Source organism: Stenotrophomonas sp. STEN087, from assembly GCF_056759115.1.
This window is the reverse complement of record NZ_JBRRCR010000010.1, coordinates 42,125-64,802: the sequence shown is the minus strand read 5'-3', so window position 1 is coordinate 64,802 and position 22,678 is coordinate 42,125. Positions and strand designations below refer to the sequence as shown.

At 67.3% G+C, this 22,678-nt stretch carries 23 protein-coding genes and 1 tRNA gene; 14 read left to right on the top strand and 10 right to left on the bottom strand.

Translation table 11 applies throughout. The features are described 5' to 3' along the window. Window positions 1-8: 8 nt before the first annotated feature. Window positions 9-2,201, top strand: coding sequence for a DNA helicase II (gene uvrD, locus ACVOK1_RS04630; protein WP_481561269.1), 2,193 nt, complete (start codon window positions 9-11; stop codon window positions 2,199-2,201). 67 nt (window positions 2,202-2,268) lie between these two features. On the opposite strand, the gene ACVOK1_RS04625 is transcribed toward uvrD, so the two are convergent. After that, window positions 2,269-2,979, bottom strand: coding sequence for a hypothetical protein (locus ACVOK1_RS04625; RefSeq protein ID WP_481561268.1), 711 nt, complete (start codon window positions 2,977-2,979; stop codon window positions 2,269-2,271). A gap of 109 nt (window positions 2,980-3,088) precedes the next feature. Here ACVOK1_RS04625 and ACVOK1_RS04620 point away from each other — a divergent pair, with 109 nt between their 5' ends. Then, window positions 3,089-3,415 carry a low molecular weight protein tyrosine phosphatase family protein gene (locus ACVOK1_RS04620; RefSeq protein ID WP_100474765.1) on the top strand — a complete coding sequence of 109 codons (327 nt, stop codon included), beginning with the start codon at window positions 3,089-3,091 and terminating at the stop codon, window positions 3,413-3,415. A gap of 54 nt (window positions 3,416-3,469) precedes the next feature. On the opposite strand, the gene ACVOK1_RS04615 is transcribed toward ACVOK1_RS04620, so the two are convergent. Then, a complete protein-coding gene (locus tag ACVOK1_RS04615) occupies window positions 3,470-4,210 on the bottom strand; it encodes a YajG family lipoprotein (protein WP_481561267.1) in 741 nt (246 codons plus the stop codon). Between the two features lie 43 nt (window positions 4,211-4,253). On the opposite strand from ACVOK1_RS04615, the gene ACVOK1_RS04610 reads away from it, so the two are divergent. Next, on the top strand, window positions 4,254-4,808 hold the full coding sequence (locus tag ACVOK1_RS04610; RefSeq protein ID WP_481561266.1) for a hypothetical protein: 555 nt from the start codon (window positions 4,254-4,256) through the stop codon (window positions 4,806-4,808). A gap of 122 nt (window positions 4,809-4,930) precedes the next feature. On the opposite strand, the gene ACVOK1_RS04605 is transcribed toward ACVOK1_RS04610, so the two are convergent. Continuing rightward, the gene (locus ACVOK1_RS04605) at window positions 4,931-5,077 is read right to left on the bottom strand and encodes a hypothetical protein (protein WP_481561265.1); all 147 of its coding nucleotides are present in this window, start codon (window positions 5,075-5,077) and stop codon (window positions 4,931-4,933) included. 75 nt (window positions 5,078-5,152) lie between these two features. Beyond that, window positions 5,153-6,748 carry an RNA repair transcriptional activator RtcR gene (rtcR, locus tag ACVOK1_RS04600; protein WP_481561264.1) on the bottom strand — a complete coding sequence of 532 codons (1,596 nt, stop codon included), beginning with the start codon at window positions 6,746-6,748 and terminating at the stop codon, window positions 5,153-5,155. Between the two features lie 187 nt (window positions 6,749-6,935). Here rtcR and ACVOK1_RS04595 point away from each other — a divergent pair, with 187 nt between their 5' ends. The 5 genes from ACVOK1_RS04595 (at window position 6,936) to ACVOK1_RS04575 (ending at window position 11,754) form a co-directional block, all read left to right on the top strand. Continuing rightward, window positions 6,936-8,483, top strand: coding sequence for an RNA-binding protein (locus ACVOK1_RS04595; protein WP_481561263.1), 1,548 nt, complete (start codon window positions 6,936-6,938; stop codon window positions 8,481-8,483). Window positions 8,484-8,653: 170 nt separating this feature from the next. After that, window positions 8,654-8,795: transfer RNA gene (locus ACVOK1_RS04590), tRNA-OTHER, on the top strand. A gap of 84 nt (window positions 8,796-8,879) precedes the next feature. Continuing rightward, a complete protein-coding gene (locus ACVOK1_RS04585; RefSeq protein WP_481561262.1) occupies window positions 8,880-10,085 on the top strand; it encodes an RtcB family protein in 1,206 nt (401 codons plus the stop codon). An 89-nt stretch (window positions 10,086-10,174) separates the two neighbouring features. Then, window positions 10,175-11,185 carry an RNA 3'-terminal phosphate cyclase gene (gene rtcA, locus ACVOK1_RS04580; protein WP_481561261.1) on the top strand — a complete coding sequence of 337 codons (1,011 nt, stop codon included), beginning with the start codon at window positions 10,175-10,177 and terminating at the stop codon, window positions 11,183-11,185. Between the two features lie 122 nt (window positions 11,186-11,307). Further along, window positions 11,308-11,754, top strand: coding sequence for a universal stress protein (locus ACVOK1_RS04575; RefSeq protein WP_079224261.1), 447 nt, complete (start codon window positions 11,308-11,310; stop codon window positions 11,752-11,754). Between the two features lie 107 nt (window positions 11,755-11,861). Here the strand turns inward: ACVOK1_RS04575 and ACVOK1_RS04570 are convergent, their stop codons facing one another. After that, the gene (locus tag ACVOK1_RS04570; RefSeq protein WP_108770468.1) at window positions 11,862-12,305 is read right to left on the bottom strand and encodes a helix-turn-helix domain-containing protein; all 444 of its coding nucleotides are present in this window, start codon (window positions 12,303-12,305) and stop codon (window positions 11,862-11,864) included. Between the two features lie 138 nt (window positions 12,306-12,443). Next, on the bottom strand, window positions 12,444-12,728 hold the full coding sequence (locus ACVOK1_RS04565) for a DUF2782 domain-containing protein (RefSeq protein WP_108770467.1): 285 nt from the start codon (window positions 12,726-12,728) through the stop codon (window positions 12,444-12,446). Window positions 12,729-12,825: 97 nt separating this feature from the next. On the opposite strand from ACVOK1_RS04565, the gene polA reads away from it, so the two are divergent. Beyond that, window positions 12,826-15,600 carry a DNA polymerase I gene (gene polA / locus ACVOK1_RS04560; protein ID WP_481561260.1) on the top strand — a complete coding sequence of 925 codons (2,775 nt, stop codon included), beginning with the start codon at window positions 12,826-12,828 and terminating at the stop codon, window positions 15,598-15,600. Window positions 15,601-15,914: 314 nt separating this feature from the next. Next, window positions 15,915-16,397, top strand: coding sequence for a DUF421 domain-containing protein (locus tag ACVOK1_RS04555; protein ID WP_108770465.1), 483 nt, complete (start codon window positions 15,915-15,917; stop codon window positions 16,395-16,397). A gap of 46 nt (window positions 16,398-16,443) precedes the next feature. Here the strand turns inward: ACVOK1_RS04555 and hemF are convergent, their stop codons facing one another. From hemF to ACVOK1_RS04535, 4 genes are read right to left on the bottom strand one after another with little or no spacing between them, the layout of a single operon-like run. Beyond that, window positions 16,444-17,340: an oxygen-dependent coproporphyrinogen oxidase gene (gene hemF, locus ACVOK1_RS04550; protein WP_481561259.1), complete on the bottom strand. Its 897-nt coding sequence runs from the start codon at window positions 17,338-17,340 to the stop codon at window positions 16,444-16,446. 55 nt (window positions 17,341-17,395) lie between these two features. Then, window positions 17,396-17,956 (bottom strand): hypothetical protein, encoded by a 561-nt coding sequence (locus ACVOK1_RS04545; RefSeq protein WP_108770463.1) that lies wholly within the window; start codon window positions 17,954-17,956, stop codon window positions 17,396-17,398. 22 nt (window positions 17,957-17,978) lie between these two features. Further along, window positions 17,979-18,395, bottom strand: a complete 417-nt coding sequence (locus ACVOK1_RS04540; protein ID WP_481561258.1) for an NUDIX hydrolase — start codon at window positions 18,393-18,395, stop codon at window positions 17,979-17,981. Continuing rightward, a complete protein-coding gene (locus ACVOK1_RS04535; RefSeq protein ID WP_481561257.1) occupies window positions 18,392-20,758 on the bottom strand; it encodes a S9 family peptidase in 2,367 nt (788 codons plus the stop codon). The genes ACVOK1_RS04540 and ACVOK1_RS04535 overlap by 4 nt, the downstream gene beginning before the upstream one ends. A gap of 149 nt (window positions 20,759-20,907) precedes the next feature. Here ACVOK1_RS04535 and ACVOK1_RS04530 point away from each other — a divergent pair, with 149 nt between their 5' ends. From ACVOK1_RS04530 to ACVOK1_RS04515, 4 genes are all read left to right on the top strand, one after another. Continuing rightward, window positions 20,908-21,351 (top strand): hypothetical protein, encoded by a 444-nt coding sequence (locus tag ACVOK1_RS04530; RefSeq protein ID WP_481561256.1) that lies wholly within the window; start codon window positions 20,908-20,910, stop codon window positions 21,349-21,351. Between the two features lie 79 nt (window positions 21,352-21,430). Beyond that, entirely contained in the window at window positions 21,431-21,760 is a 330-nt protein-coding gene (locus ACVOK1_RS04525) for a hypothetical protein (protein ID WP_108770459.1), read from the top strand. Window positions 21,761-21,796: 36 nt separating this feature from the next. Continuing rightward, window positions 21,797-22,441: an RNA polymerase sigma factor gene (locus tag ACVOK1_RS04520; RefSeq protein ID WP_108770458.1), complete on the top strand. Its 645-nt coding sequence runs from the start codon at window positions 21,797-21,799 to the stop codon at window positions 22,439-22,441. Next, complete coding sequence (locus ACVOK1_RS04515) at window positions 22,438-22,653, top strand: hypothetical protein (RefSeq protein ID WP_481561255.1); 216 nt, start codon at window positions 22,438-22,440, stop codon at window positions 22,651-22,653. The genes ACVOK1_RS04520 and ACVOK1_RS04515 overlap by 4 nt, the downstream gene beginning before the upstream one ends. Window positions 22,654-22,678: the final 25 nt, after the last annotated feature.

Genomic DNA, 22,678 nt, shown 5'->3' with positions numbered 1-22,678 from the left:
ATGGGGGCATGGATGTCTCCCACCTGCTCGATGGCCTGAACCCGGCCCAGCGCGAAGCCGTCTCCGCTCCCCCCGGCCACCACCTGGTGCTGGCCGGTGCCGGTTCCGGCAAGACCCGCGTACTCACCCACCGCATCGCCTGGCTGCATGAAGTCGAAGGCGTGCCGACCCATGGCATTTTTGCGGTGACCTTCACCAACAAGGCCGCCGGCGAGATGCGCCACCGCATCGACGCGCAGCTGCCCAACGGCAGCCGCGGCATGTGGATCGGCACCTTCCACGGCCTGGCCAACCGCCTGCTGCGTCTGCACTGGCAGGACGCCAAGCTGCCCGAAGGTTTCCAGGTCATGGATTCGGACGACCAGCTGCGGCTGGTCAAGCGCGTGGTGCAGGCGCTGGAAATCGATGACAGCAAGCACCCGCCCAAGCAGATCGCCTGGTGGATCAACGAACAGAAGGATGAGGGCCGCCGCCCGCAGCACATCCAGCCCGAGCCGCATGATGCGTGGCTGGAAACCATGCGCCAGGCCTACATCGAATACCAGGCGCGCTGCGACCGCGCCGGCCTGGTCGACTTCGCCGAGCTGCTGCTGCGCGCGCACGAACTGCTGCGCGACAACCCGCCGCTGCTGGCGCACTACCGCGCGCGTTTCCGCGAAATCCTGGTGGACGAGTTCCAGGATACCAACGCCATCCAGTACGCCTTCGTGCGCGTGCTGGCCGGTCACGAAGGCCACGTGTTCGTGGTCGGCGATGACGACCAGGCCATTTACGGCTGGCGCGGTGCCAAGGTCGAGAACGTGCAGGGCTTCCTGCGCGATTTCCCCGGCGCGCAGACCATCCGCCTGGAGCAGAACTACCGTTCCACCGCCAACATCCTTGGTGCGGCCAACGCGGTCATCGCGCACAACCCCGACCGCATCGGCAAGGAACTCTGGACCGACAGCGGCGACGGCGAGCCGATCGACCTGTACGCGGCCTACAACGAGATGGACGAGGCGCGTTACATCGTCGAGCGCGCGCGGCAGTGGGTGCGCGATGGTGGCAGCTACACCGAAGTGGCCGTGCTCTACCGCAGCAATGCGCAGTCGCGCGCGCTGGAAGAAGCGCTGCTGAGCGAACAGGTACCGTACCGCGTGTATGGCGGCATGCGCTTCTTCGAGCGTGCCGAAATCAAGGACGCGCTGGCCTACCTGCGCCTGCTGTCCAACCGCAATGATGATGCCGCCTTCGAGCGCGCGGTGAACACGCCGACCCGTGGCATCGGCGAGCGCACCCTGGATGAGGTGCGTCGCGAGGCGCGCGCACAGGGCATCTCGCTGTGGGAGGCCACCATGCTGGTCACCCAGGGCACGGCCCTGGCCGCGCGTGCACGCAATGCACTGGCCAGCTTCCTGGTGCTGGTGAACGAGCTGCAGGCGCAGACCCTGCACATGACCCTGGCCGAGCGCGTGGACCATGTGCTGTCGCGCTCGCAGCTGCGCGAGCACTGGAGCAAGGAAAGCCGCAATTCCCTGGATTCGGAATCGCGTACCGACAACCTCGACGAACTGGTCTCGGTCGCTTCGCGCTTCCTGCGCCGCGCCGACGACATCGAGGAAGTGGGCGAGGACATGGACGAGCTGGTCGCGTTCCTGGCCTATGCCGCGCTGGAGGCCGGTGAGGGCCAGGCGCAGGCGGGCGAGGAAGGCGTGCAGCTGATGACCCTGCACTCGGCCAAGGGCCTGGAATTCCCGCTGGTGTTCCTGGCCGGCATGGAAGACGGCCTGTTCCCGAGTGCGCGTTCGCTGGAAGAAAGCGGCCGCCTGGAAGAAGAGCGCCGGCTGGCCTACGTGGGCATCACCCGCGCGCGGCAGAAGCTGGTGCTGTGCTACGCCGAATCGCGCCGCATCCACGGCCAGGACAACTACAGCCTGCCATCGCGCTTCCTGCGCGAGATCCCGCGCGAGCTGCTGCACGAAGTTCGCCCGAAGGTGCAGGTCTCGCGGCCGGCATCGCTGGGCAGCAGCCGGGTGATGGGCCATGCCTCGATCGAGGCACCGCCGCTGAAGCTGGGCGCGCTGGTGACCCATCCCAAGTTCGGCGAAGGCATGGTGACCGACTACGAAGGCAGCGGCGCCCACGCCCGCGTGCAGGTCGAGTTCGCCGACGCCGGCAGCAAGTGGCTGGTGATGGCCTACGCCAACCTGACGGTGATCTGATCACCGCCGAGGGGTCGGATCCCTCCCGCAGGGAGGGCTCTGACCCCGGTGTGACAGCAGGCGGCCGTCAGTCAGTGGCGAACGTCTCCACGGCTGCCACCAACCCGGCGCGGTCCATCGCTTCTTCGTTCTGGCGGTTGCGGATCAACACGTAATGGCCTTCCTCCGGCGACAGCACCTCGATCACCTCGCCGCGGTAGTTGGTGATCTCGATGAAGCCGTTGCCCACGCCGTTGAGATTGTCGATCTCGGCCAGCAACACCCGCAGCGGCACCAGAGCGCCGGCGTCGTCCGTGCCGCCACCAGTGCGGGGGTTGTCGAAGTACACCGTGATCTTCGGCTGCCTGGTCCGATGCCAGTTGTCGATGGCAACGATTTGATGCGTGGACCGTTTGAACTCCTCAACCGATTCGTTGCCGCTGAACTCGCAGCGGAAGATCGGTATGCACAGGAAGAGGTCCGCACGGTCCTCGATCTGATTGAGGAAGCCGTGATACGCGCTGGGCACCGCCATCGCATGGGTGAACCCATGGGCATTGTGTGGGATGTCGAAGATCGTCGGCCGGTCGCGCGGCAGCCCTGCTGGCGCCTGCAGCAAGACGCGGGCCGCAAAGTCCGGATCGCGGATGTCCTTCGACACGACGGCGACCGTCTGGTTGTCGGAGAGACGCAGGCTGCAGTGGATGCGATAGGTGGCGACGGCATACTCGGCGAAGCAGCATCCCTCGGCTTCATGGAACTCGCCAAATTCCTGCAACAGGTCGTCCTTGGTGATCATTTCGCTTCTGCAGGCGGGGGGAGGCCAATGATCGCCGATCATGCGCAACGGGTGGGGTCAGAGCCCTTTTCCGATGGAAAAGGGATCCGACCCCGATTAGGCTGCGGGCATGACCCGCAACGTGCTCTTCCTCTGCAGCCAGAACCGCCTGCGCAGCCCGACGGCCGAGCAGGTGTTCGCCGATTGGCCGGGGATTGAAACCGCCTCGGCCGGGTTGCTGGCCGACGCGGATGAAGTGCTCAGCCCGGAGCTGCTGCAGTGGGCGGACCTGGTGTTCGTGATGGAGAAGGCGCACCGCAACCGCCTGTCCAGCCGCTACAAGGCATGGCTGAACGGCAAGCGGGTGATCTGCCTGGACATCCCTGATGACTACGACTACATGGACCCGGTGCTGGTGGAGCTGCTGAAGCGCAAGGTGACGCCTTTCCTGCGCTGAGCACGGGTGTTGTAGAGCCGAGCCCATGCTCGGCTCCATGAGAAGGACAGAGCCTCAGTCCTGCGCTTTGGAGCTGACGGCCGCATCCTGCGCGGACATGTTCTGTTTGAAATTCGCCGTGAAATCAGTGACGGCACGTTCCAGCGCCTTCTCCCAGTTCTCCGGCGAAACGACCTGGAATACATTCGTGCCATGACCCTTGGCGGTAAACGACCGGACCCGGTCTCCGTCGTGGGTCGTCACTTCGACAGACAGATCCGCGACCATCTGCTGCGCCCAGCCGGCAGCACGCCAGAAGTTGAAGGGCGCCCTGACCACGAACTCGTTCATCGACGCCTCCAGACGAAGGCATTGCGAATCGCACTGGTCGGCAGTGCGATAGCCCATGTTGCGCAGCGCCTGGATGATGATCTCGCGGGTCTTCTCGGATGTCGTGCCCGATTCCAGTACGAGGTTGAAACCATTACCGCTGCGGACTTCTCCGCCGACATTCCTGACTCGATCCGATTCGGGAACAAGAGAGAGGAAGTCTGACGGGCGATTGTCACGCACGGGGGCGACCACGACCGTGGTGCCCTGTTCGGGGTTGACCCGGATGTCGGGCACATTTACTCGCACCACTTCCGTGCGGATGCCGCAGCCGGTGAGGAGCAGCAGCACCGAAAGACCAATTATCGACTTCATGTATTCCCCTGTTGGAATGGTGTCCTTGTCCTGCGCATTATCGCGTGGGCCGCAGGCCTCGGGAGTGGCTTTGGTCAGGGCAGGGCAGCCGAGCAAAAAGCAGCCGAGCATGGCTCGGCTCTACAATAGGCCCCACATCTTCCAGGAACGCCCCATGACCGAACCGACCTTCCACGTCACCGTGAAGTTGAATGCGAAGCTGCAGCCCGAGCATCGCCACGAGCTGTTCGAGGATCCGCTCGATGCGCTGCTGCAGGCGGCCCAGCTGGGTGAGCTGACCGGTGGCGGCACGGCGATCTCTGACCTGGGCGAAGTCGAGTACGGCGATATCGAAGTGGCGCTGGTCGATGCGGACGGTGTGCCGAAGCTGATCGACCTGCTGGAGCAGCTGGGTGCGCCGAAGGGTTCGCAGGTGCAGCGTGCGGACGAGGCTGATCGCGCCTTCGGCGTGACCGAGGGCCTGGGCATCTACCTGGATGGCCTGAACCTGCCGGACGAGGTCTACGAACAGTGCGATTCCAACCACGTGTTCGAGCAGCTCTCCGACAACATCGATGGCCTGGGCGAGATCTGCAGCTGGTGGCAGGGCCCGACCGAGACCGCGCTGTACATGTACGGCGAATCGTTCGAGAAGATGCGTGATGCGATCGCGGCGTTCGTGGCCAGCTACCCGCTGTGCCAGAACGCGCGCATCGTGCAGATCGCCTGAGCAGGCGTGTCTTCGGCATCGTGCCAACCTGGTTGGCGCGATGCCGTCGCATGTTCCGGTAGGTGCCAACCTTGGTTGGCACGATGCCGCCGGTCACAAAGAGCAGTCGAGCAAGCTCGACTCTACCGGCTTGCGGCCTGCTGCGCGTTCTCGCGCAGGGCCAGATGCTTACCCACCTGGTAGCCGCTGTAGAACAGAACGAACGCGGCGGCCACGGTCAGCAGAATGTTCCGTGCGGCGATCCATGACGTCGGCTTGCGGTCCTGCATGTGCGTGCTCCCCGCGGGCGGCGGCATGCCGCGCGGCCAGCATGCGCCGCCGGCGGCCGTCGAGCAAGCTCGACGCTACCGTTCCACGGGGCGGCGCACCTGCTCCCAATCCAGCCCGAATTTCGCCAGGTACTTGCGCAGGCGGTCGGCATCATTGGTGCTGGCGCGCTGGGTGCGCGACACCGCGAACAGCTCGCGGCCGGCCGCTGACAGCGACTTCGAGCGTGCGCAGACCTGCACGACCTCCTCCAGCTGCACGCGGTCGAAGCGGTCCAGTTCATCCACGGCCGGGCCCAGCAGCGCCTCCAGCGGCGATGGCGCCTGGCCGCCGCGCCATTGCTGGCGCAGGCGCGCGATCTCGTCGTCCACGCCCTCGGTCTGGATGCGCCCGGCATTGGCCAGCGTCGCCAGGCGCATGATCGATGCACCCAGGTCGCGGAAATTGCCGCGCCAGGCGGCCTCGGCACTGGTGGCGAAGGCCAGATAGCGCGTGCGTGCTTCCACGTTGAAGCGCACCTGCGCGTGCTGCTGCTGCGACCAGCGCTGCAGCTCGAACTCGATGTTCGGCTCGATGTCCTCCCTGCGCTGGGCCAGGCCGGGCAGGTGGTAGGTCCACAGGTTCAGGCGCGCCAGCAGGTCTTCGCGGAAGCGGCCTTCCAGCACCGACTGCTGCAGGTTGCGGTTGGTGCCGGCGATCAGCTGGAATTCGCTTTCCACTTCGCGGTCGCTGCCCACCGGCAGGAAGCGCTTCTCTTCCAGCGCCCGCAGCAGCATGGCCTGTTCATCCAGGCCCAGCTCGCCGATCTCATCCAGGAACAGCAGGCCCTGGTGGGCGGAACGCAGCAGGCCGGCACGGTCGGAGGAGGCGCCGGTGTAGGCGCCCTTGGTGTGGCCGAACAGCGTGCTCATCGCGCCGTCGCCACGCAGGGTGGCGCAGTTCACTTCGACGAAACGGCCGGGCAGCTGGTGCTTGAGCTTCTTCAGCTCGAACACGCGCTTGGCCAGCTGGCTCTTGCCGGCACCGGTGGGCCCCATCAGCAGCATCGGCGCACGTGAGCGGGTGGCGACGGTTTCGATCTGCGCGATCATCGCGTTGAACGCCACGTTGCGCGTGGCGATGCCGCTCTTCAGCAGGTCGCGGTCCTGCAGCTGCTGCTGGGCGAAGCGCTGGGCGATGTGGTCGTAGCGCGACAGGTCCAGATCGATGATGGCGTAGCTGCCGGCCGCGCCATCCTGCTTGCGCGGCGGCGAGGTCTGCAGCAGGCGGCCCGGGAAGTGCCGGCTCTCGGTGAGCAGGAACCAGCAGATCTGCGCCACGTGCGTGCCGGTGGTGATGTGGACGTAGTAGTCCTCCTCCTCCGGCTGGAACGGATAGCTGGCCAGGAAGTCGTGCAGCGTCGAATAGACGCCTTCGAACTCCCAGGGATCGGCCAGGTAGGTGTCGTGCCGGCGCACGTCCAACTCCGGCGCCACCTGCTGCAGGTCCGCGCAGACCACGCGGGCCAGCTTGGCGTGGCGGCGCTCGTCCAGCAGCAGCTCGACGCGGTCGGGCAGGAAATCCTCGTGCATGCCCATCGACACCGTCGGCCGCCATTTCTCCCACCGGCCCGGACCCTCGCCCGAATCGAGCTGGGTACCGAGCATGCCGAAGACCACCTGTCGCCGTGACATATCCATTCCTATAAAAAGCGCGCTGAAACTATATACATTCCACGGCACGAGTGGGCGTGCCCGCGCCATCAAAAGAAAATAAATCCCGAAAAAACAATGACGTGGGCGAAACCGACAAAAGTTGGCACGGCCATTGCTCTAGCCATCCCATGACACGAAGCGGGCTGTTCCCGCCGAGGACACCACGATGGCCAACCTGACGCTCTTCTCCACCCCGCGTGCCCCGGCGCTGCCGCCGGCCACCACCGTCAATGAAGCCGGTGGCCTGGCCTACCGCCGCGACCCGCGCGCTGCCCTGGCCCTGTACGCGGCCACCGGCTGCCTCAACAACACCTTCTACAGCGATGCCCAGGCACAGCTGCAGCACGTGCTGGCGCTGACCGCGCAGGTCGAGCCGCGCTTCATTGCCCGCACGGCGGTCTATGCCCGCCAGGTGGCGCACATGAAGGACATGCCGGCACTGCTGGCGGCCGTGCTCAGCGTGCGTGACCCGGAAGCCTTCGCCCAGGTGTTCCCGCAGGTGGTCGACAACGGCCGCCAGCTGCGCACCTTCGTGCAGATCATGCGCAGCGGCCAGGTCGGCCGCCGTTCGCTGGGGTCGCTGCCGAAGCGTCTGGTGCGCGAGTGGATCCAGCAGGCATCGGCGGAAACCCTGGTGCGTGCGGCTATCGGCCAGCAGCCGTCGCTGGCCGACCTGATCCGCATGGTGCACCCGAAGCCGGCCAACGCCGAGCGCAAGGCGCTGTATGCGTGGATCGTCGGCCGGCCGTACGACGAAGCGCAGCTGCCGGCACTGGTGCAGGCCTACGAGGCGTTCAAGCGTGACCCGCGTGGACTGCCGCCGGACCTGCCGTTCCAGTTCTTCAGCACGCTGCCGCTGGATGCGGCGCAGTGGTCGGCGCTGGCGCGCAGTGCGTCGTGGCAGTCGATGCGGATGAACCTCAACACGTTCGCCCGCAACGGCGTGTTCGAAGACCCGGCGATGGTGTCGGCGATCGCAGCGCGGCTGCGTGACCCGGCCCAGGTGCGCCGCGCCCGGGTGCTGCCGTACCAGCTGCTGATGGCCTACCAGGCCAGCGCCAGCCTGCCGCAGCAGATTCCCGAAGCGTTGCAGGACGCGATGGAAACGGCCACGGCGCAGGTACCGGTGCTGCCGGGCCGGGTGGTGGTGGCGGTGGACGTATCGGGTTCCATGCAGTGGCCGGTGACCGGCTACCGCAAGGGCGCCAGTTCGGCGGTGCGCTGCGTGGACGTGGCGGCGCTGATCGCGGCCTGCGTGCTGCGCGGCCAGCCGCTGGCCACGGTCCTGCCGTTCGACACCAAGGTGCGTCGGGTGCGGTTGAACCCGCGCGACAGCGTGATGACGTTGGCGGCGCAGCTGGCGATCAATGGCGGTGGTACTTCGGTCAGTGCACCGCTCGAATACCTCAACCGTCGCCGCGAGCAGGTCGACCTGGTGGTGCTGGTGTCGGACAACGAGAGCTGGCGTGACACCCGCAAGGGCGGCGCGACGGCCACGATGCAGGCCTGGGACGTGCTGAAGCAGCGTTGCCCGCAGGTGCGGCTGGTGTGCATCGACCTGCAGCCGGTGGCCAGCAGCCAGACCGTGCAGCGCGAGGACGTGCTGCACATCGGCGGCTTCAGCGATGCGGTGTTCGACCTGCTGGCGCAGTTCGCGCAGGCGCCGGGAGATGGCAGCGGCTGGGTCGAGCGCATCGAGGACATGCCGTTGTAATCACGATGTTGGACGGCGGCAAGGATGTCGCCAGGGACCGCCCGGCTGGCAATGGGGCCAGCCGGGCAGGACCAGGAATTGAAGTTTCAACGCCGGCACTGCGAATGCCGGAGGAACTACAGCCTTCTAAGCTCCGGGTCGCGGGTTCGAGCCCCGCCCGCTGCGGCAACGCAGCGGTAGCTCAGTGGTAGAGCAGGATGTTCCTCCACCCCTCGTCGTGCTGCCGGCACCTTCGCTTTCGTTGCGCGGGGAATGCAGGCCGAACTACATCGGAAACCCTTCGGGGTCGGGTTCAAGTCCCGGCCGGCTGCCACCGCAACGTGGCAGGCGGAGCGTTCGGCCACCTTTGTCACCGCACCTTTTTTGTTTATGTATTGGATGAAAGGAAACATCACCATGACCACTGTGAACCATGACGTGATCCAGCAGCCGGGCGCTGCACCCATCAAGCTGTGGACGCGCGGCGTGCCGCTGGAAGATCAGGCACGCGAGCAGCTGAAGAACATCGCCAGGCTGCCGTTCATCCACAAGTGGATCGCGGTGATGCCCGACGTGCACCTGGGCAAGGGTGCAACCGTGGGGTCGGTGGTGCCGACCGTCGGCGCGATCATTCCCGCCGCGGTGGGCGTGGACATCGGCTGCGGCATGATGGCCGTGCGCACCACGCTGGATGCCAGCGACCTGCCGGACAACCTGTCGGCGGTGCGCAGCGCGATCGAGCGGGCGGTGCCGCACGGCCGCAGCGTGACCCGTGGCGGCCGTGACAAGGGCAGCTGGGACACGCCGCCGGAGCTGGCCATCGAAGGCTGGAAGCAGCTGGTCGATGACTTCGCGCTGATCTGCGAGCTCCACCCGCGCCTGAAGAACACCAACAACCTCAAGCACCTGGGTACCCTTGGCACCGGCAACCACTTCGTCGAAGTCTGCCTGGACCAGGACCAGCGCGTGTGGTTCATGCTGCACTCCGGCTCGCGCGGCGTGGGCAATGCCATCGGCACCTACTTCATCGAACTGGCCAAGCAGGAAATGCGCCGCTGGATGATCAACCTGCCCGACCAGGACCTGGCCTACCTGCCCGAGGGCAGCCAGCACTACGGTGACTATGTGTTCGCGGTGGAATGGGCGCAGCGTTTTGCCCGCATGAACCGCGAGGTGATGATGCGCAACGTGGTGGCGGCCGTGCGTACGGTCATCAGCAAGCCGTTCGAGGCCCAGGCCGAGGCGGTGAACTGCCACCACAACTACGTCAACCGCGAGGTGCACTTCGGCAAGGAAGTGATGCTGACCCGCAAGGGCGAGCTGGGCATCATTCCCGGCAGCATGGGCGCCAAGAGCTTCATCGTGCGCGGGCTGGGCAACGAGGACAGCTTCCACAGCTGCAGCCACGGCGCCGGGCGCGTGATGAGCCGTACACAGGCGCGCAAGCTGATCACCGTGGACGAGCACGCCAGGGTCACCGCGCACGTGGAATGCCGCAAGGATGCGGACGTGGTGGATGAATCGCCGGCGGCCTACAAGCCGATCGAGGCGGTGATGGAAGCCCAGCGTGATCTGGTCGAGATCATGCACACGCTGCGCCAGGTGGTGTGCGTGAAGGGATGAAGCGGGCCGCGCGCGACGTACACTGCGTCGCGCGCGGCAGGACGGCCTGCAGACCAGACCGCAGGCATGGAGGAACGGAACAGATGGACATGATCGAACTTGATGGCGGGCATGGCGGCGGACAGCTGCTGCGCTCGGCCCTGACCCTGAGCCTGTGCACCGGCATCGGCTTCACCCTGCAGAACATCCGCGCGATCCGCCGCAAGCCCGGGCTGATGCGCCAGCACCTGACTGCGGTGAATGCCGCCGCACAGGTCGGCAACGCCTCCACCCACGGTGCAGCGCTGGGCGCTACGTCGCTGCGCTTCGAGCCGGGCGTGATCAGCGCCGGCGACTACCACTTCGCCACCGGCAGTGCCGGCTCGGCCACCCTGGTGCTGCAGACCGTGCTGCCGGCGCTGTGGCGCGCGCAAGGACCGTCGCGCCTGCGCCTGGAAGGCGGCACCCACAATCCGTTGGCACCCAGCGCCGACTTCATCGCCGACAGCTACCTGCCGTCACTGGCACGGATGGGTGTGCAGGCCTCGATGCAGCTGCTGCAGCATGGCTTCCACCCGGCCGGTGGCGGCGTGATCGAACTGCAGGTGCAGCCGTGTGCCGCGTTGCAGGCGCCGTGCATGGAACAGCGCCCGGCACTGGAGTCGATGCAGGCGCAGGTGGTGATGTCGGGCCTGTCCAGCAGCATCGGCCTGCGCGAACTGCAGGTGCTGGCCGATGAACTGGGCATCGATCCGCATCCGCGGCACGTGCAGTCGGTGCGGCCGGCGCTGGGCCCGGGCAATGTAGCGATGGTGCGCGTGCGCCATGGCGACCACGTGGAAGTGTTCGATGGCCACGGCGAGCGTGGCGTGTCGGCCGAGCGGGTCGGCGCGCGCCTGGCCGGCCAGGTCCGCACCTATCTCTCCGGTGGCGCCTGGGTGGGCGAGTACCTGTCCGACCAGCTGCTGCTGCCGATGGCGCTGGCCGGCGGGGGCAGCTTCACCACCCACGTCATCAGCGACCACCTGGCCAGCAACGCGCGCCTGATCGAAAAGTTCCTGCCGGTGGAGTTCGACTGGCAGCCGCACAAGGGCGGCTGGCGGGTGACCGTCGAGGCCTGAACGCGCCGCCGGGCATGCCCCGGCGCTACCGGGGCACGGATTGATCCTGCTCAAGGCGCGGCCTGCACATCAGGTGTGCAATGGTGGTGTTCCCAACTGGCACCCCGCCAAGGAGGCCCACCATGTACACCCGCATCCTGATCGCCACCGACGGCTCCGAGCTGTCCGACAAGGGCCTGGCCAAGGGCCTGGAGCTGGCCAAGGATCTCAATGCCGAGGTCGATATCGTTACGGTCTCCGAGCCGTGGGCGGTGGGCATGTATGACGCCATGGGCTGGAGCGTGGGCTACATGAACAGCCCGGAGTACAAGGCCGACCGCGAGGAGGGCGCGCAGAAGGTGCTGCAGCCGGCGCTGGCCAAGGCCGCCGAGCAGGGCATCCGTGCCAATCCCATCCATGTGCTGGACCGCTACGCCGCCGATGGCATCATCGAGACGGCCGGCGAGCGCAACAGCGATCTGATCGTGATGACCTCGCATGGCCGCCGTGGCGTGACCCGCGTGCTGCTGGGCAGCCAGACCGCCGAAGTGCTGGCGCGCAGCACCCTGCCGGTGCTGGTCATCCGCTGATCGATACCTGCGGGCTCAAGCGTTCCCGGGGAGGGGACCCGGCGCCGGCGCGCAGGACGCGTGCCGGCGCCACCTTCCCGCCCCGCCGATGGCGGCAACATGCCCGCTCAGGACAGCAGCGACCCCCGTGCGCGCTGCCTGCAGGCGAGCCGCCAATCGGCCGGCGACATGCCGAACTGCGCCAGGAACGCGCGCTGGAACTGGCGCTCTGACGCGAATCCGACTTCATACAGCAACCAGGTGAGACGGCAGCCCGGATCACGCGCCAGATGGCGGTGCGCCAGCCAGGCCCGGCACTCGCGGATATAACGCGCCACCCCGCCGTGGGCCTGGAACAGCCGGTAGACCGTGGAGCGGGACATCCCGAAGGCCTCGCAGATCATCTGCTCGCCCAGTTCGCTCTCACCCAGGTGGTCGTCGATGTAATCAAGGATGCGCAGCAGGCGCGGGTCGGCCGTGCCGTTGCGGCTGATGCGCGCGCGCGCGTTGCTGCGGCGCAGGTCGGCGGCGAGGGATGCAACCAGCGATGGGGTTGCCGGTTCGAGGTTCATGGCAGCGCGATCCCGGCCCACTTGCGGGGCCTGTCATGGGATCAACCGGAAGATCCGGCGCGAACCTATCACCGGCCTGTGGGGGCCGGCCGGGGGTCGGATCCCTTTCCGCAGGAAAGGGCTCTGACCCCACGCCCATCACCAGCTGTAGAGCTTCCAGTAGACCGGCGAGACGCCGTCCTTGTCGTTGTCCATGCGGCCATCGCCGTTCTTGTCGTACATGTAGAACGGTGCGCCGCGCGACGGGGTCACCTTGACCATGCGCAGCTGGCCGGACACGCGGTACTCCTCGATGACATCACCGTTGTCCATGGTGCGGCTGGACACTTCGGCGCCCTTCACGTCCACCGGGGGAGCGCCTGCACCACCCATGCTGGCGCAGCCAGCAAGCAGCAGCAGGGAAGCCAGCATCAGGGTCTTCATCGGCAGGGCCTTCGCATCGATCGGAGCCTGATTATGCCCCATGGATGCGTCGCCGCCGTGTCGCCGCGGTGCAGGCAGGGGCGCGTAGAATCGTCGCATGAGCAGATTAGTCCTGATCGACGGGTCCAGTTACCTGTACCGCGCGTTCCACGCGCTGCCGCCCCTGTCCAATGCACAGGGCGAGCCCACCGGCGCGCTGTTCGGCGTGGTCAACATGCTGCGCTCGACGCTGAAGGAGCGACCAGCCTACGTCGCCTTCGTCGTCGACGCGCCGGGCAAGACCTTCCGCGACGACCTGTACGACCAGTACAAGGCCAACCGCCCGCCGATGCCCGATGACCTGCGCAGTCAGGTCGAGCCGATGTGCCGCATCGTCGAAGCGCTGGGCATCAGCATCCTGCGCATCCCCGGGGTGGAAGCCGACGATGTGATCGGCACGCTGGCCCTGCAGGGCGTGGCGCAGGACCTGAAGGTGACCATTTCCACCGGTGACAAGGACTTCGCCCAGCTGGTGCGCCCGGGCATCGAGCTGGTCAACACCATGACCGGCAGCCGGATGGATTCCGACGCCGCGGTGATGGACAAGTTCGGCGTGCGCGCCGACCAGATCATCGACCTGCTGGCGCTGATGGGCGACACCGTGGACAACGTGCCCGGCGTGGAGAAGTGCGGCCCGAAGACCGCCGCCAAGTGGCTGGCCGAATACCAGCACCTGGATGGCGTCATCGCCGCCGCGCCGACCATGAAGGGCAAGATCGGCGAGAACCTGCGCGCGGCGCTGGAGCGCCTGCCGCTGAACCGCGAGCTGGTGACCATCCGCACCGATGTCGAGCTGGACGCCTCGCCGACCACCCTGGCCCTGCGCGAGCAGGACGTGCCGGTACTGACCGAGCTGTATGCGCGCTACGGCTTCACCCAGGCGCTGAAGGAGCTGGGCGGCCCGCTGCCGGCGCCGGCAGGCGCCAGCGAAGCCACCCCGAGCCTGCGTGGCACCGCCGCCGGTTTTGCCCGTGGCAGTGCCGAGGCAGCGCCATCGGCTGAACTCGACCCGGCGCTGTCCGCGCCCGGCGAATACGAAACCGTGCTGACCAGCGAACAGCTGCAGGCGTGGGTCGAGCGTGTGCAGCAGGCCGACCTGATCAGCTTCGATACCGAGACCGATGCGCTGGACGCGATGCGTGCACGCCTGGTCGGCGTCAGCCTGGCGGTGGAGCCGGGCAAGGCGGCCTATATCCCGGTGGGCCACGATTACCCCGGTGCGCCGGCGCAGCTGCCGCTGCAGCAGGTGCTGGACGCGCTGCGCCCGGTGCTGCAGGACCCGGCGAAGAAGAAACTGGGCCAGCACGGCAAGTACGACCTGCATGTGCTGCGCCGCCATGGCGTGGACGTGCAGGGCTACCACGACGACACCATGCTCGAGAGCTTCGTGCTCAATTCCACCGCCACCCGCCACGACATGGATTCGCTGGCCCTGCGTTACCTGGGCTACAACACCATCAAGTTCGAGGACGTGGCCGGCAAGGGCGCCAAGCAGATTTCGTTCTCGCAGGTGGGCATCGACGAAGCCAGCCGCTATGCGGCCGAGGACGCCGACATCACCCTGCGCCTGCACCACGCGCTGCAGCCGCAGCTGCTGGCCGAGCCGGCGCTGGACAGCGTGTACCGCGACATCGAGATGCCGCTGGTGCCGGTGCTGACCCGCATCGAAGCCAATGGCGTGCGCATCGACACCGATGAACTGCGCCGGCAGAGCCACGACCTGTCCACGCGCATGCTGGCCGCGCAGCAGAAGGCCACCGAGCTGGCCGGGCGCAGCTTCAACCTGGATTCGCCCAAGCAGCTGCAGGCGGTGCTGTTCGACGAGCTGAAGCTGCCGGCGGTGGTGAAGACCCCGAAGGGCCAGCCCAGCACGAATGAAGAGGCGCTGGAGGCGATTGCCGACCAGCACGAGCTGCCGCGGGTGATCCTCGATTACCGCGGGCTGGCCAAGCTGCGCAGCACCTACACCGACAAGCTGCCGGAGATGGTCAACCCGGACACCGGCCGGGTGCACACCAGCTACCACCAGTCCGGCGCAGCCACCGGCCGCCTGTCCTCGTCCGACCCGAACCTGCAGAACATCCCGATCCGTACCGAGGATGGCCGCCGCATCCGCCGCGCTTTCGTGGCGCCGGAAGGTTTCCAGCTGCTGGCGGCCGACTATTCGCAGATCGAGCTGCGGATCATGGCCCACCTGTCCGAGGACCCGGGCCTGGTGCGTGCCTTCGAGCAGGGAGCCGACGTCCACCGTGCCACCGCCGCCGAGGTGTTCGGGCGCACGCTGGAAGAGGTGACGCCCAACGAGCGCCGCGCGGCCAAGGCCATCAACTTCGGCCTGATGTACGGCATGAGCGCCTTCGGCCTGGCCCGCAACCTGGGCATCGACCGTGGCCAGGCGCAGGATTATGTCGCGCTGTATTTCAGCCGTTATCCCGGCGTGCGCGACTTCATGGAACGGATGCGCCAGCAGGCGCGTGACCAGGGTTACGTGGAAACCCTGTTCGGCCGCCGCCTGTATCTGAATGACATCCACGCGCGCAACCAGGGCCTGCGTGCCGGTGCCGAGCGCGCGGCGATCAATGCGCCGATGCAGGGCACCGCGGCGGACATCATCAAGCGGGCGATGGTCTCGGTGGACCAGTGGCTGCACGACAGCGGCGCCCCGGCGCGGATGATCCTGCAGGTACACGATGAACTGGTGTTCGAAAGCGAGGCCGGTTTCACCGAGGAACTGCGTAAAAACGTGATCGAGCGCATGTCGCAAGCGGCCAAATTGCGGGTTCCGCTGGAGGTCGATACCGGCGTTGGGGTTAACTGGGACGAGGCGCACTGATTCGCATTCAGGCTAATGACGCCATGAATCGTTCATTTGTCCGGTTTTTCTGACTCGAAGATGAATGTTTCCGGCGGGGGCCCACAATAAATTGGGTCCCTTCACGAACCGTTAGTGTTCGGGGTGTTTCTATAACTCTCGACAGGCGCAACGCCTGTTGTGGATCTCTCCCATCCCCTGGAGCAGATCTCGGAACGGGGGCTCCTCCCCAAGCGCCCGTTCCCCGGCCCCGTTGACCTCCCCCTGGTCAGCGGGGCTTTTTATTTGTGCCTCGCTGCGCCACGCTGGGGCATCGCTTCGCAGGGGAAACCACAATGCCCGATCTGTTCGCACTGGCGATGCCGTGGTGGGAATTCGTCCTGCGCGCGGTGGTGGTCTATGTCGTCGTGCTGGGCATGGTCCGGCTGGGCGGCAAGCGCGCGCTGGGGCAGATCACCCCGTTCGATGTGCTGCTGATCGTGCTGCTGGGCAACGCGGTGCAGAACGCATTGCTGGGCACCGACACGTCGCTGGGCGGCGGCCTGCTGCTGGCCGCCACGCTGATCCTGCTGAACTACGGCGTGGGCTGGCTGACCACGCGCAGCCGGCGCATGGAACGCATGATCGAAGGCGAGCCGGTGGTGATCGCCCGCGACGGGCGCCTGCTGGCGGCGGTGCTGCGTCGTGAGCTGGTCAGCACCGCGGACTTCGACGCCGCGCTGCGCCAGCAGGGTTGCCTGCGGGTAGAGGATGTCGAACTGGCGCTGCTGGAAACCACCGGCCACATCACGATCATTCCGCGGCAGAAATCCGCGTAACGCCGAAAGCAGCCGAGCGTGGGCTCGGCTCTACACGTGCGTGGGCTCACACCCAGTCGCGCGGCACCAGGTAATCGGCCAGGCGCGCCTCGGCGCTGCCGGCTTCGGCGTTGAACCCATATTCCCAGCGCACCCGCGGCGGCAGGCTCATCAGGATGCTCTCGCTGCGGCCGCCACTCTGCAGGCCGAACAGCGTGCCGCGATCGTAGACCAGGTTGAACTCCACGTAGCGGCCGCGACGGTACAGCTGGAACTCGCGCTCGCGTTCGCCATGCACCGTGTCCTTGCGCTGCTGCACGATCGGCAGGTAGGCCTCGAGGAAGCCGTCGCCGACCGCGCGCAGGTACTCGAAGTCGCGCTCGAAATCGCCGTGCAGGTCATCGAAGAACAGGCCGCCGACGCCGCGCGTTTCATTGCGGTGGCGCAGGAAGAAGTACTCGTCGCACCAGCGCTTGTGCGCGGCGTAGCGCTCCTCGCCGAACGGCGCGCACAGGTCATGGGCCACCTGGTGCCAGTGCTGCACGTCCTCATCGAAGGGATAGAACGGGGTCAGGTCGAAGCCACCGCCGAACCAGCTGGCCACCACTTCGCCATCGCGCTGCGCCTGGAAGAAGCGCACGTTGGCGTGGGTGGTCGGCACGTAGGGGTTGAGCGGGTGGAACACCAGCGACACGCCAGTGGCGCGCCAGGAGGCGCCGGCCAGCTCCGGCCGGTTGGTCGAGGCCGACGGCGGCAGGCGGCTGCCGGACACATCGGAGAAGCCGATGCCGGCCTGCTCGAACACCGCACCGTCGCGCAGCACGCGGGTACGCCCGCCACCGCCCTCGGCCCGCTGCCACAGGTCTTCCTGGAAGCGGGCCTGGCCGTCGGCGGCTTCAATGGCCGCACAGATACGGTCCTGCAGGTCGGTGAGGTAGGCGCGGACGCGCTCGAAATCGTTCATGGCGCGTACTTTACCGCAGGGCCCGTGCTGTTCCGCAGCACGGCGGCCGCGCAGATCAGCGGAAGCGCGCGCGGATGTCCGGCCGCAGCAGGCGCCAGGCCAGCCAACCCTGCAGGCCAAGGATCACTATCGAACCACCGAACGTGGTGGCTGACATCAGAAGGCGCTGCACCTGCATCTCGCTGCGGGTAGCAGCATCGTCCACGTGGGCGATCATCTCCGCTACGACGGCGTCCAGCCACCCGGCCAGGACCAGATTGGCCAGCCCGGACAGCACCAGCAGCCAGACGTAGCTCCACAAGCCCCAGCGCCGCTGCCGGTACAGGCCCCAACTGGCCAGCGTGGAAGGCACGCAGCCAGCCGACAGCCACAGGCTGGCTGCAACCGGCTCCCGCAGGAGCCACAGTACGCTGGACGGGAGCGATTTCTCTTCTGCGGCGGCGACCATAACCTGCCATGGTCCGCTGCCGCTCAGCGCCCACAGCGCCAAGGTCTGCAGCAGGCACCAGACAAGCACCAGTGCGCAGACCAGCAGGGAAGCGATCGCCAGCGGACGGACGAAATCGTTGCGTGCGAACGCACGGGCCGCGGGCAATGTGGGGGGAGACGATGACATCCGATGTCCTTGGCTGCGGGTCTCAGAGCGTGCAGAAGCGCGCTACTGCCGGCAGGATATGGTGTTCGCTCAGGGGTGCCAAGCACAGGCCGTGCGGTGGCCGCAGCGGCACCCAGGCCAGTTCGGCGATCTCGGCGCGTGCGGTCGGTGTACCCGCGACCTGCACCCACCAGGCCTGCGCCTGCACGCGGTGGCCGGGTTCGTTCACCGCCCAGTCCTCGAAACGGCCCAGGGCAACCGCGCTGGCGGCATCGAGCTGCACGCCCAGCTCCTCGTCCAGCTCGCGGGCCAGCGCCTGCAACGGCGCTTCGCCCGCCTCGGGCTTGCCGCCGGGCTGGATGAAGCGGTCGGCGCCGTGCTTGCGCACCACCAGCGCCCGGCCGCGGTCATCCAGGATGACCGCGGCCACGATCTGGATCGTGGCCGCGGCGTTGCTCACTTCAGGTTCTGCTCGAACAGCTTGAGGATGCGCTTGTACTGGTCCAGCCAGGAGTCGGCACGGATGTAGCCGTGGCGTTCCAGCGGGTACGGGGCGATCGACCAGTTGTCCTTGTGCAGCTCGATCAGGCGCTGGGTCAGGTGCACCGAGTCCTGGAAGAACACGTTGTCATCCATCATGCCGTGGGCGATCAGCAGGTTGTCCTGCAGGTTCTGCGCGTACTCGATGGGCGAGGACGTGCGGTACGCCTCCGGGTCGATGTCCGGGGTGTTGAGGATGTTGCTGGTGTAGGCGTGGTTGTAGTTCTGCCAATCCAGCACCGGGCGCAGCGCGGCACCGGCCTTGAACGTGCCCGGCGAACGGAACAGCGCCATGAAGGTCATGAAGCCGCCGTAGGAACCGCCGTAGATGCCGGCGTGGTCGCGGTCACCCTGCTGGGTGTCGACCAGCCAGTCCAGGCCGTCCTTGTAGTCTTCCAGTTCCGGGTGGCCCATGTTGCGGTAGATCGCCGTACGCCAGTCGCGGCCGTAGCCCTCGCTGCCGCGGTAATCCATGTCCAGCACGATGTAGCCCTTTTCCACCAGCAGGTTGTGGAACATCTGCTCGCGGAAGTAGGCCGGGTAGCGCTGGTGCACGTTCTGCAGGTAGCCGGCACCGTGCACGAACATCACGATCGGGTACTTCTTGCCCGGCTCCTTGTGCTCGGGCTCGTAGTACTTGGCCCAGACCACGCCGGCACCGTGCTTGGACGGCACCGCCACCAGCTTCGGCTGGATCCACTCGCGCGCCTTGTACTCGGCGGTGCGGGTGTCGGTCAGCACGCGCGCCTGGCCACCGGCGCTCGGCACCACGGCCAGCTGGGTCGGCAGGTAGGCGGCCGAGTAGCGCACCAGCAGCTGCTGGCCATCGGGCGACAGCGAGAAGTCTTCCACGCCATTGAGGCTGGTCAGCTCGCGTACCTGGCGGTTGCCGGTGTCGACCGCGCAGACTTCATAGTCGTGCGGCGCCTGCTGGTTGCACAGGAAGTAGAAGCCCTTGCCGTCGGCCGACAGCACCGGCGCGGAGGTTTCCCACTTGCCGCTGGTCAGCGCCTGCGGCTTGGCCGAACCGGCCTGGGTGTACAGGTGCGAGAAGCCGGACTCTTCGGAAAGCAGCCACAGGGTGCGGCCATCGGCCATCCAGCCGAAATCGTTGAAGCCCCAGTTGATCCAGGCGTTGTCGGTCAGGCGGTGGCGGGTCTGCACGCGGCCGTCGCTGCCGATGCTGACGATCCAGCGGTCCTTGTTGTCGTTGGCGCGCAGCATCACCGCGGCCTGCTGACCATCGGCGCTCCAGCGCATGCCGCCGCCCATGAAGTCGCTCATCACCTGCACGCTGCGGTCGCCCTTCAGCGGGTCCTTGCCGGCCTTGCGGCGCAGCTCGGCCAGCGGGTCGGTGCCGATACCCGGCAGGCCCGACAGCGAGAGCTTCTCGGCCTTGCCGGTGCGCACGTCCACGTACCACAGGGTGTGCGGCTCGAAGCCGTTGCGGCCGACGCGGGTGCGGGTGTCCTCGCTTTCCTCATAGCCGGATTCGGTCACGTACAGCGGCATCTTGCTGGTGCGGCCGTCGTCGAAGTCCTTCGGCTTGGTCACTACGATCAGGTGGCCCAGGTCCGGCGACAGCAGGCTGTCGGCGATCTCCACGTCGGCGCCCAGGTAGATCGGGGCCGCCGCGCGGGTCGGGTCAGCCTGGCGCCAGCGCTGGTCCTGGTCCTTCAGCGCCTCACGCTGGTCGCGGTCGCGGCGCAGGGTTTCCAGGGTACGCAGCTGCTGGTCGCGCAGCAGGTCGTCCTTGGGCTTGCTGGCCGGGTCCTTGTCGGCCTTCAGGCTGGCCACCTGCTGCACGCCGCTGGCGGCGGTCCAGTGGAACCAGTTCTGGCCGACGCGCCAGATCACGCCGTTGTCGGCGGCGAAGTTCACGCCGGCGGCGCGCTCGTTGGTGCGGGTCAGCTGGGTCAGCGCGCCGCTGCGCAGGTCGCGCACGAACACATCGCCGTTGCGGACGAAGGCGCTGCGGCTGCGGCTGCGGTCGTAGACCGGTTCGGCCACGTCCAGGGTGCCGCGCTGGTCATCGGCCACCTGCGCGGCAGCGCCACCGGCCAGCGGCTGGCGGAAGGTATCGCGCACCGGGCTGCCGCTGCGCTTGAGCTGGTACTCGACCTGCTGGCTGTTCCAGGACCACCAGGCCTTCTCGACCGGCGGACCGATCCAGTCCGGGTCGGCCATGGCCTGTTCGATGGTGATCGGCGTCGGCGCAGCATGCGCGGCCGGTGCGGCCAGCACGGCCGACAGCAGGAGGGACAGGGGCAGCACTCGGGACATGGGCTCACGGCACCAGATGAGGAAACCGGGCAAGGGTAGCAGCCGCCCGGGCCGGGGGAGGGGGCCACAGGTCATGCAGACCGCTTGGGCAAAGGCGCTGCAGGGCCTCGCGTGGCGCATGATGGGCGACTGATCCGGACGGAACCGACGTGTGCAGCTACGACTATGTGATCTCCCTGGGGGTACAACACCCGACCGCTGCCAGCGCCGGAATCGCCGCCCGACTGGGGATGGAACGGACGAACTTCCGTGATGTCGGTGCCGAGCTATGCCGTCCTGATGGCAGTGTCATCCGGGTCCACGCCCACACATGGGTGTGCTTTGACTTGCCTGGCGGCAAGGATGGCTGGCTGATGGACGCCTGGCCGCAGGTGGTCGAGATCCTGCAGGCACGGGTGGAGGTGATCCGGGCATTGAACCAGGAAGGCGCCGAAATCGGCCTGCGCATCGCCGTGTTCGGCAAGCAGGCCTGGGCCGGGTTCGTGCTGGACGACGCGCTGGTAAGGCTGATGGCCGACCTGCGGCTGGGCTTCCATGTGGAAACCTATTTTCCCGATCCGCCGGCAGACCCCGGGACTGATGACGGCGCCTGAAATCCGCACTGCAACCGGTGGCCGGCCTCGCGCATCCAATCTCCTGAACCCGCATCATTCACCGGACAGGAGCACGACCATGCAGGAACTCATCCCGATCACCCTCTTCATCTGCATCGCCTACGCGATCCATGCCGTCGCCGATGCGCGTGCACGCAGCAAGTTGGTCGCCCCGCACGTCCCGGAGGAGGTGATCCGCTCGCTGGCCGGGCTGGAAGAAGAGCGCCGCCGCCAGGGCGCGCTGCGCTGGGGCATCAGCCTGGTCTGCCTGGCCCTGGCCATGGCCCTGCTGGAAGCCATCGGCGCCCGCGAGCTGACCTTCGGAGCCGCCGCCGCGCTGGCCGGCAGTGCCGGCCTCGGCCAGCTGCTGGCGTGGCACTTCACCCGTCCCGCCGTCCGCAAGGGCTGACCGGCGCATGCCACGGGCGCCCGGAGTGCATTGCGCATGAGCCTGCTGGGCGGTGCCCTGGCCGCACTGCGCGGGCGTCGTCGCGACGCCCCCGTGGAGGCACCGGCTGGGTGGGAGGACGACCGCGCGCTGGTGGTTGCCATCATCGATGGCTCGCAGACGGCGTTCGCGCAGCTGGTGCAGGCCCATCAACGCACCTGTGCGCACGTGATCGGGCGCATGGTCGGCGACCGTGACCAGGTCGCCGACCTGCTGCAGGAGACCTTCCTGGCGGTGTTCCGCCAGCTGCACCGGTTCCGTTTCGAATCCTCGCTGCGCACCTGGGTTTCGCGGGTGGCCTACACCACCGCGCTGCAGCACCTGCGCCGCCGCCGGCTGGAGATGCAATGGATGGTGGCTGTGGAGGTGCCCGAGGAACTGGGCATCGGCGACGAGGGGCCCGGCCCGGCCGAGCTGAGCGAGGCGCTGCAGGCTGGACGCCAGCTCGGCGCGGCGCTGGAACGGCTGACCCCGCCGCAGCGCCTGATCGTGGGCCTGCACTACCTGGAGGATTTCGATCTGGTCGAGATCGAACAGGTGACCGGGCTGGCGCGCGGTACCATCAAGAGCCACCTGTTCCGCGCGCGGCAGACCCTGAAACAGGAGCTGACGCGACGCGCCACCGCCGGAGAGCTGCTGTGAGCGAAGCCAACGACCCCCGCGATGCCGATGCGCGCGCGCTGTCGCAGGCGCTGCGCGAGCAGGAACGGCAGGCGCCAGTGCCGGATGTGAGCGAGGCGCTGCAGCAGCGGCTGCAGGCGGAAACGCGCGACAGTGGCGCGCTGTATGTGGTCGTGCAGGTGCTGTTGTTTGGCGCGCTGCTGGCTGCGGCGGCCTGGTATTTCTGGCACTGACAGCCCCCCGCCGGGCAGGGCCCGG

Excerpts from the sequence above, each read along its gene's own strand:
- rtcA (WP_481561261.1), top strand. The coding sequence starts at position 10,175 with ATGATCGAACTTGATGGCGGGCATGGCGGCGGACAGCTGCTGCGCTCG.
- polA (WP_481561260.1), top strand. The coding sequence starts at position 12,826 with ATGAGCAGATTAGTCCTGATCGACGGGTCCAGTTACCTGTACCGCGCG.
- ACVOK1_RS04610 (WP_481561266.1), top strand. The coding sequence starts at position 4,254 with ATGACCGAACCGACCTTCCACGTCACCGTGAAGTTGAATGCGAAGCTG.
- uvrD (WP_481561269.1), top strand. The coding sequence starts at position 9 with ATGGATGTCTCCCACCTGCTCGATGGCCTGAACCCGGCCCAGCGCGAA.
- rtcR (WP_481561264.1), bottom strand. The coding sequence starts at position 6,748 with ATGTCACGGCGACAGGTGGTCTTCGGCATGCTCGGTACCCAGCTCGAT.
- ACVOK1_RS04585 (WP_481561262.1), top strand. The coding sequence starts at position 8,880 with ATGACCACTGTGAACCATGACGTGATCCAGCAGCCGGGCGCTGCACCC.
- ACVOK1_RS04570 (WP_108770468.1), bottom strand. The coding sequence starts at position 12,305 with ATGAACCTCGAACCGGCAACCCCATCGCTGGTTGCATCCCTCGCCGCC.
- ACVOK1_RS04575 (WP_079224261.1), top strand. The coding sequence starts at position 11,308 with ATGTACACCCGCATCCTGATCGCCACCGACGGCTCCGAGCTGTCCGAC.
- ACVOK1_RS04625 (WP_481561268.1), bottom strand. The coding sequence starts at position 2,979 with ATGATCACCAAGGACGACCTGTTGCAGGAATTTGGCGAGTTCCATGAA.
- ACVOK1_RS04535 (WP_481561257.1), bottom strand. The coding sequence starts at position 20,758 with ATGTCCCGAGTGCTGCCCCTGTCCCTCCTGCTGTCGGCCGTGCTGGCC.
- ACVOK1_RS04555 (WP_108770465.1), top strand. The coding sequence starts at position 15,915 with ATGCCCGATCTGTTCGCACTGGCGATGCCGTGGTGGGAATTCGTCCTG.
- ACVOK1_RS04615 (WP_481561267.1), bottom strand. The coding sequence starts at position 4,210 with ATGCTCGGCTGCTTTTTGCTCGGCTGCCCTGCCCTGACCAAAGCCACT.
- hemF (WP_481561259.1), bottom strand. The coding sequence starts at position 17,340 with ATGAACGATTTCGAGCGCGTCCGCGCCTACCTCACCGACCTGCAGGAC.
- ACVOK1_RS04525 (WP_108770459.1), top strand. The coding sequence starts at position 21,431 with ATGCAGGAACTCATCCCGATCACCCTCTTCATCTGCATCGCCTACGCG.
- ACVOK1_RS04605 (WP_481561265.1), bottom strand. The coding sequence starts at position 5,077 with ATGCAGGACCGCAAGCCGACGTCATGGATCGCCGCACGGAACATTCTG.
- ACVOK1_RS04595 (WP_481561263.1), top strand. The coding sequence starts at position 6,936 with ATGGCCAACCTGACGCTCTTCTCCACCCCGCGTGCCCCGGCGCTGCCG.
- ACVOK1_RS04545 (WP_108770463.1), bottom strand. The coding sequence starts at position 17,956 with ATGTCATCGTCTCCCCCCACATTGCCCGCGGCCCGTGCGTTCGCACGC.
- ACVOK1_RS04620 (WP_100474765.1), top strand. The coding sequence starts at position 3,089 with ATGACCCGCAACGTGCTCTTCCTCTGCAGCCAGAACCGCCTGCGCAGC.
- ACVOK1_RS04520 (WP_108770458.1), top strand. The coding sequence starts at position 21,797 with ATGAGCCTGCTGGGCGGTGCCCTGGCCGCACTGCGCGGGCGTCGTCGC.
- ACVOK1_RS04565 (WP_108770467.1), bottom strand. The coding sequence starts at position 12,728 with ATGAAGACCCTGATGCTGGCTTCCCTGCTGCTGCTTGCTGGCTGCGCC.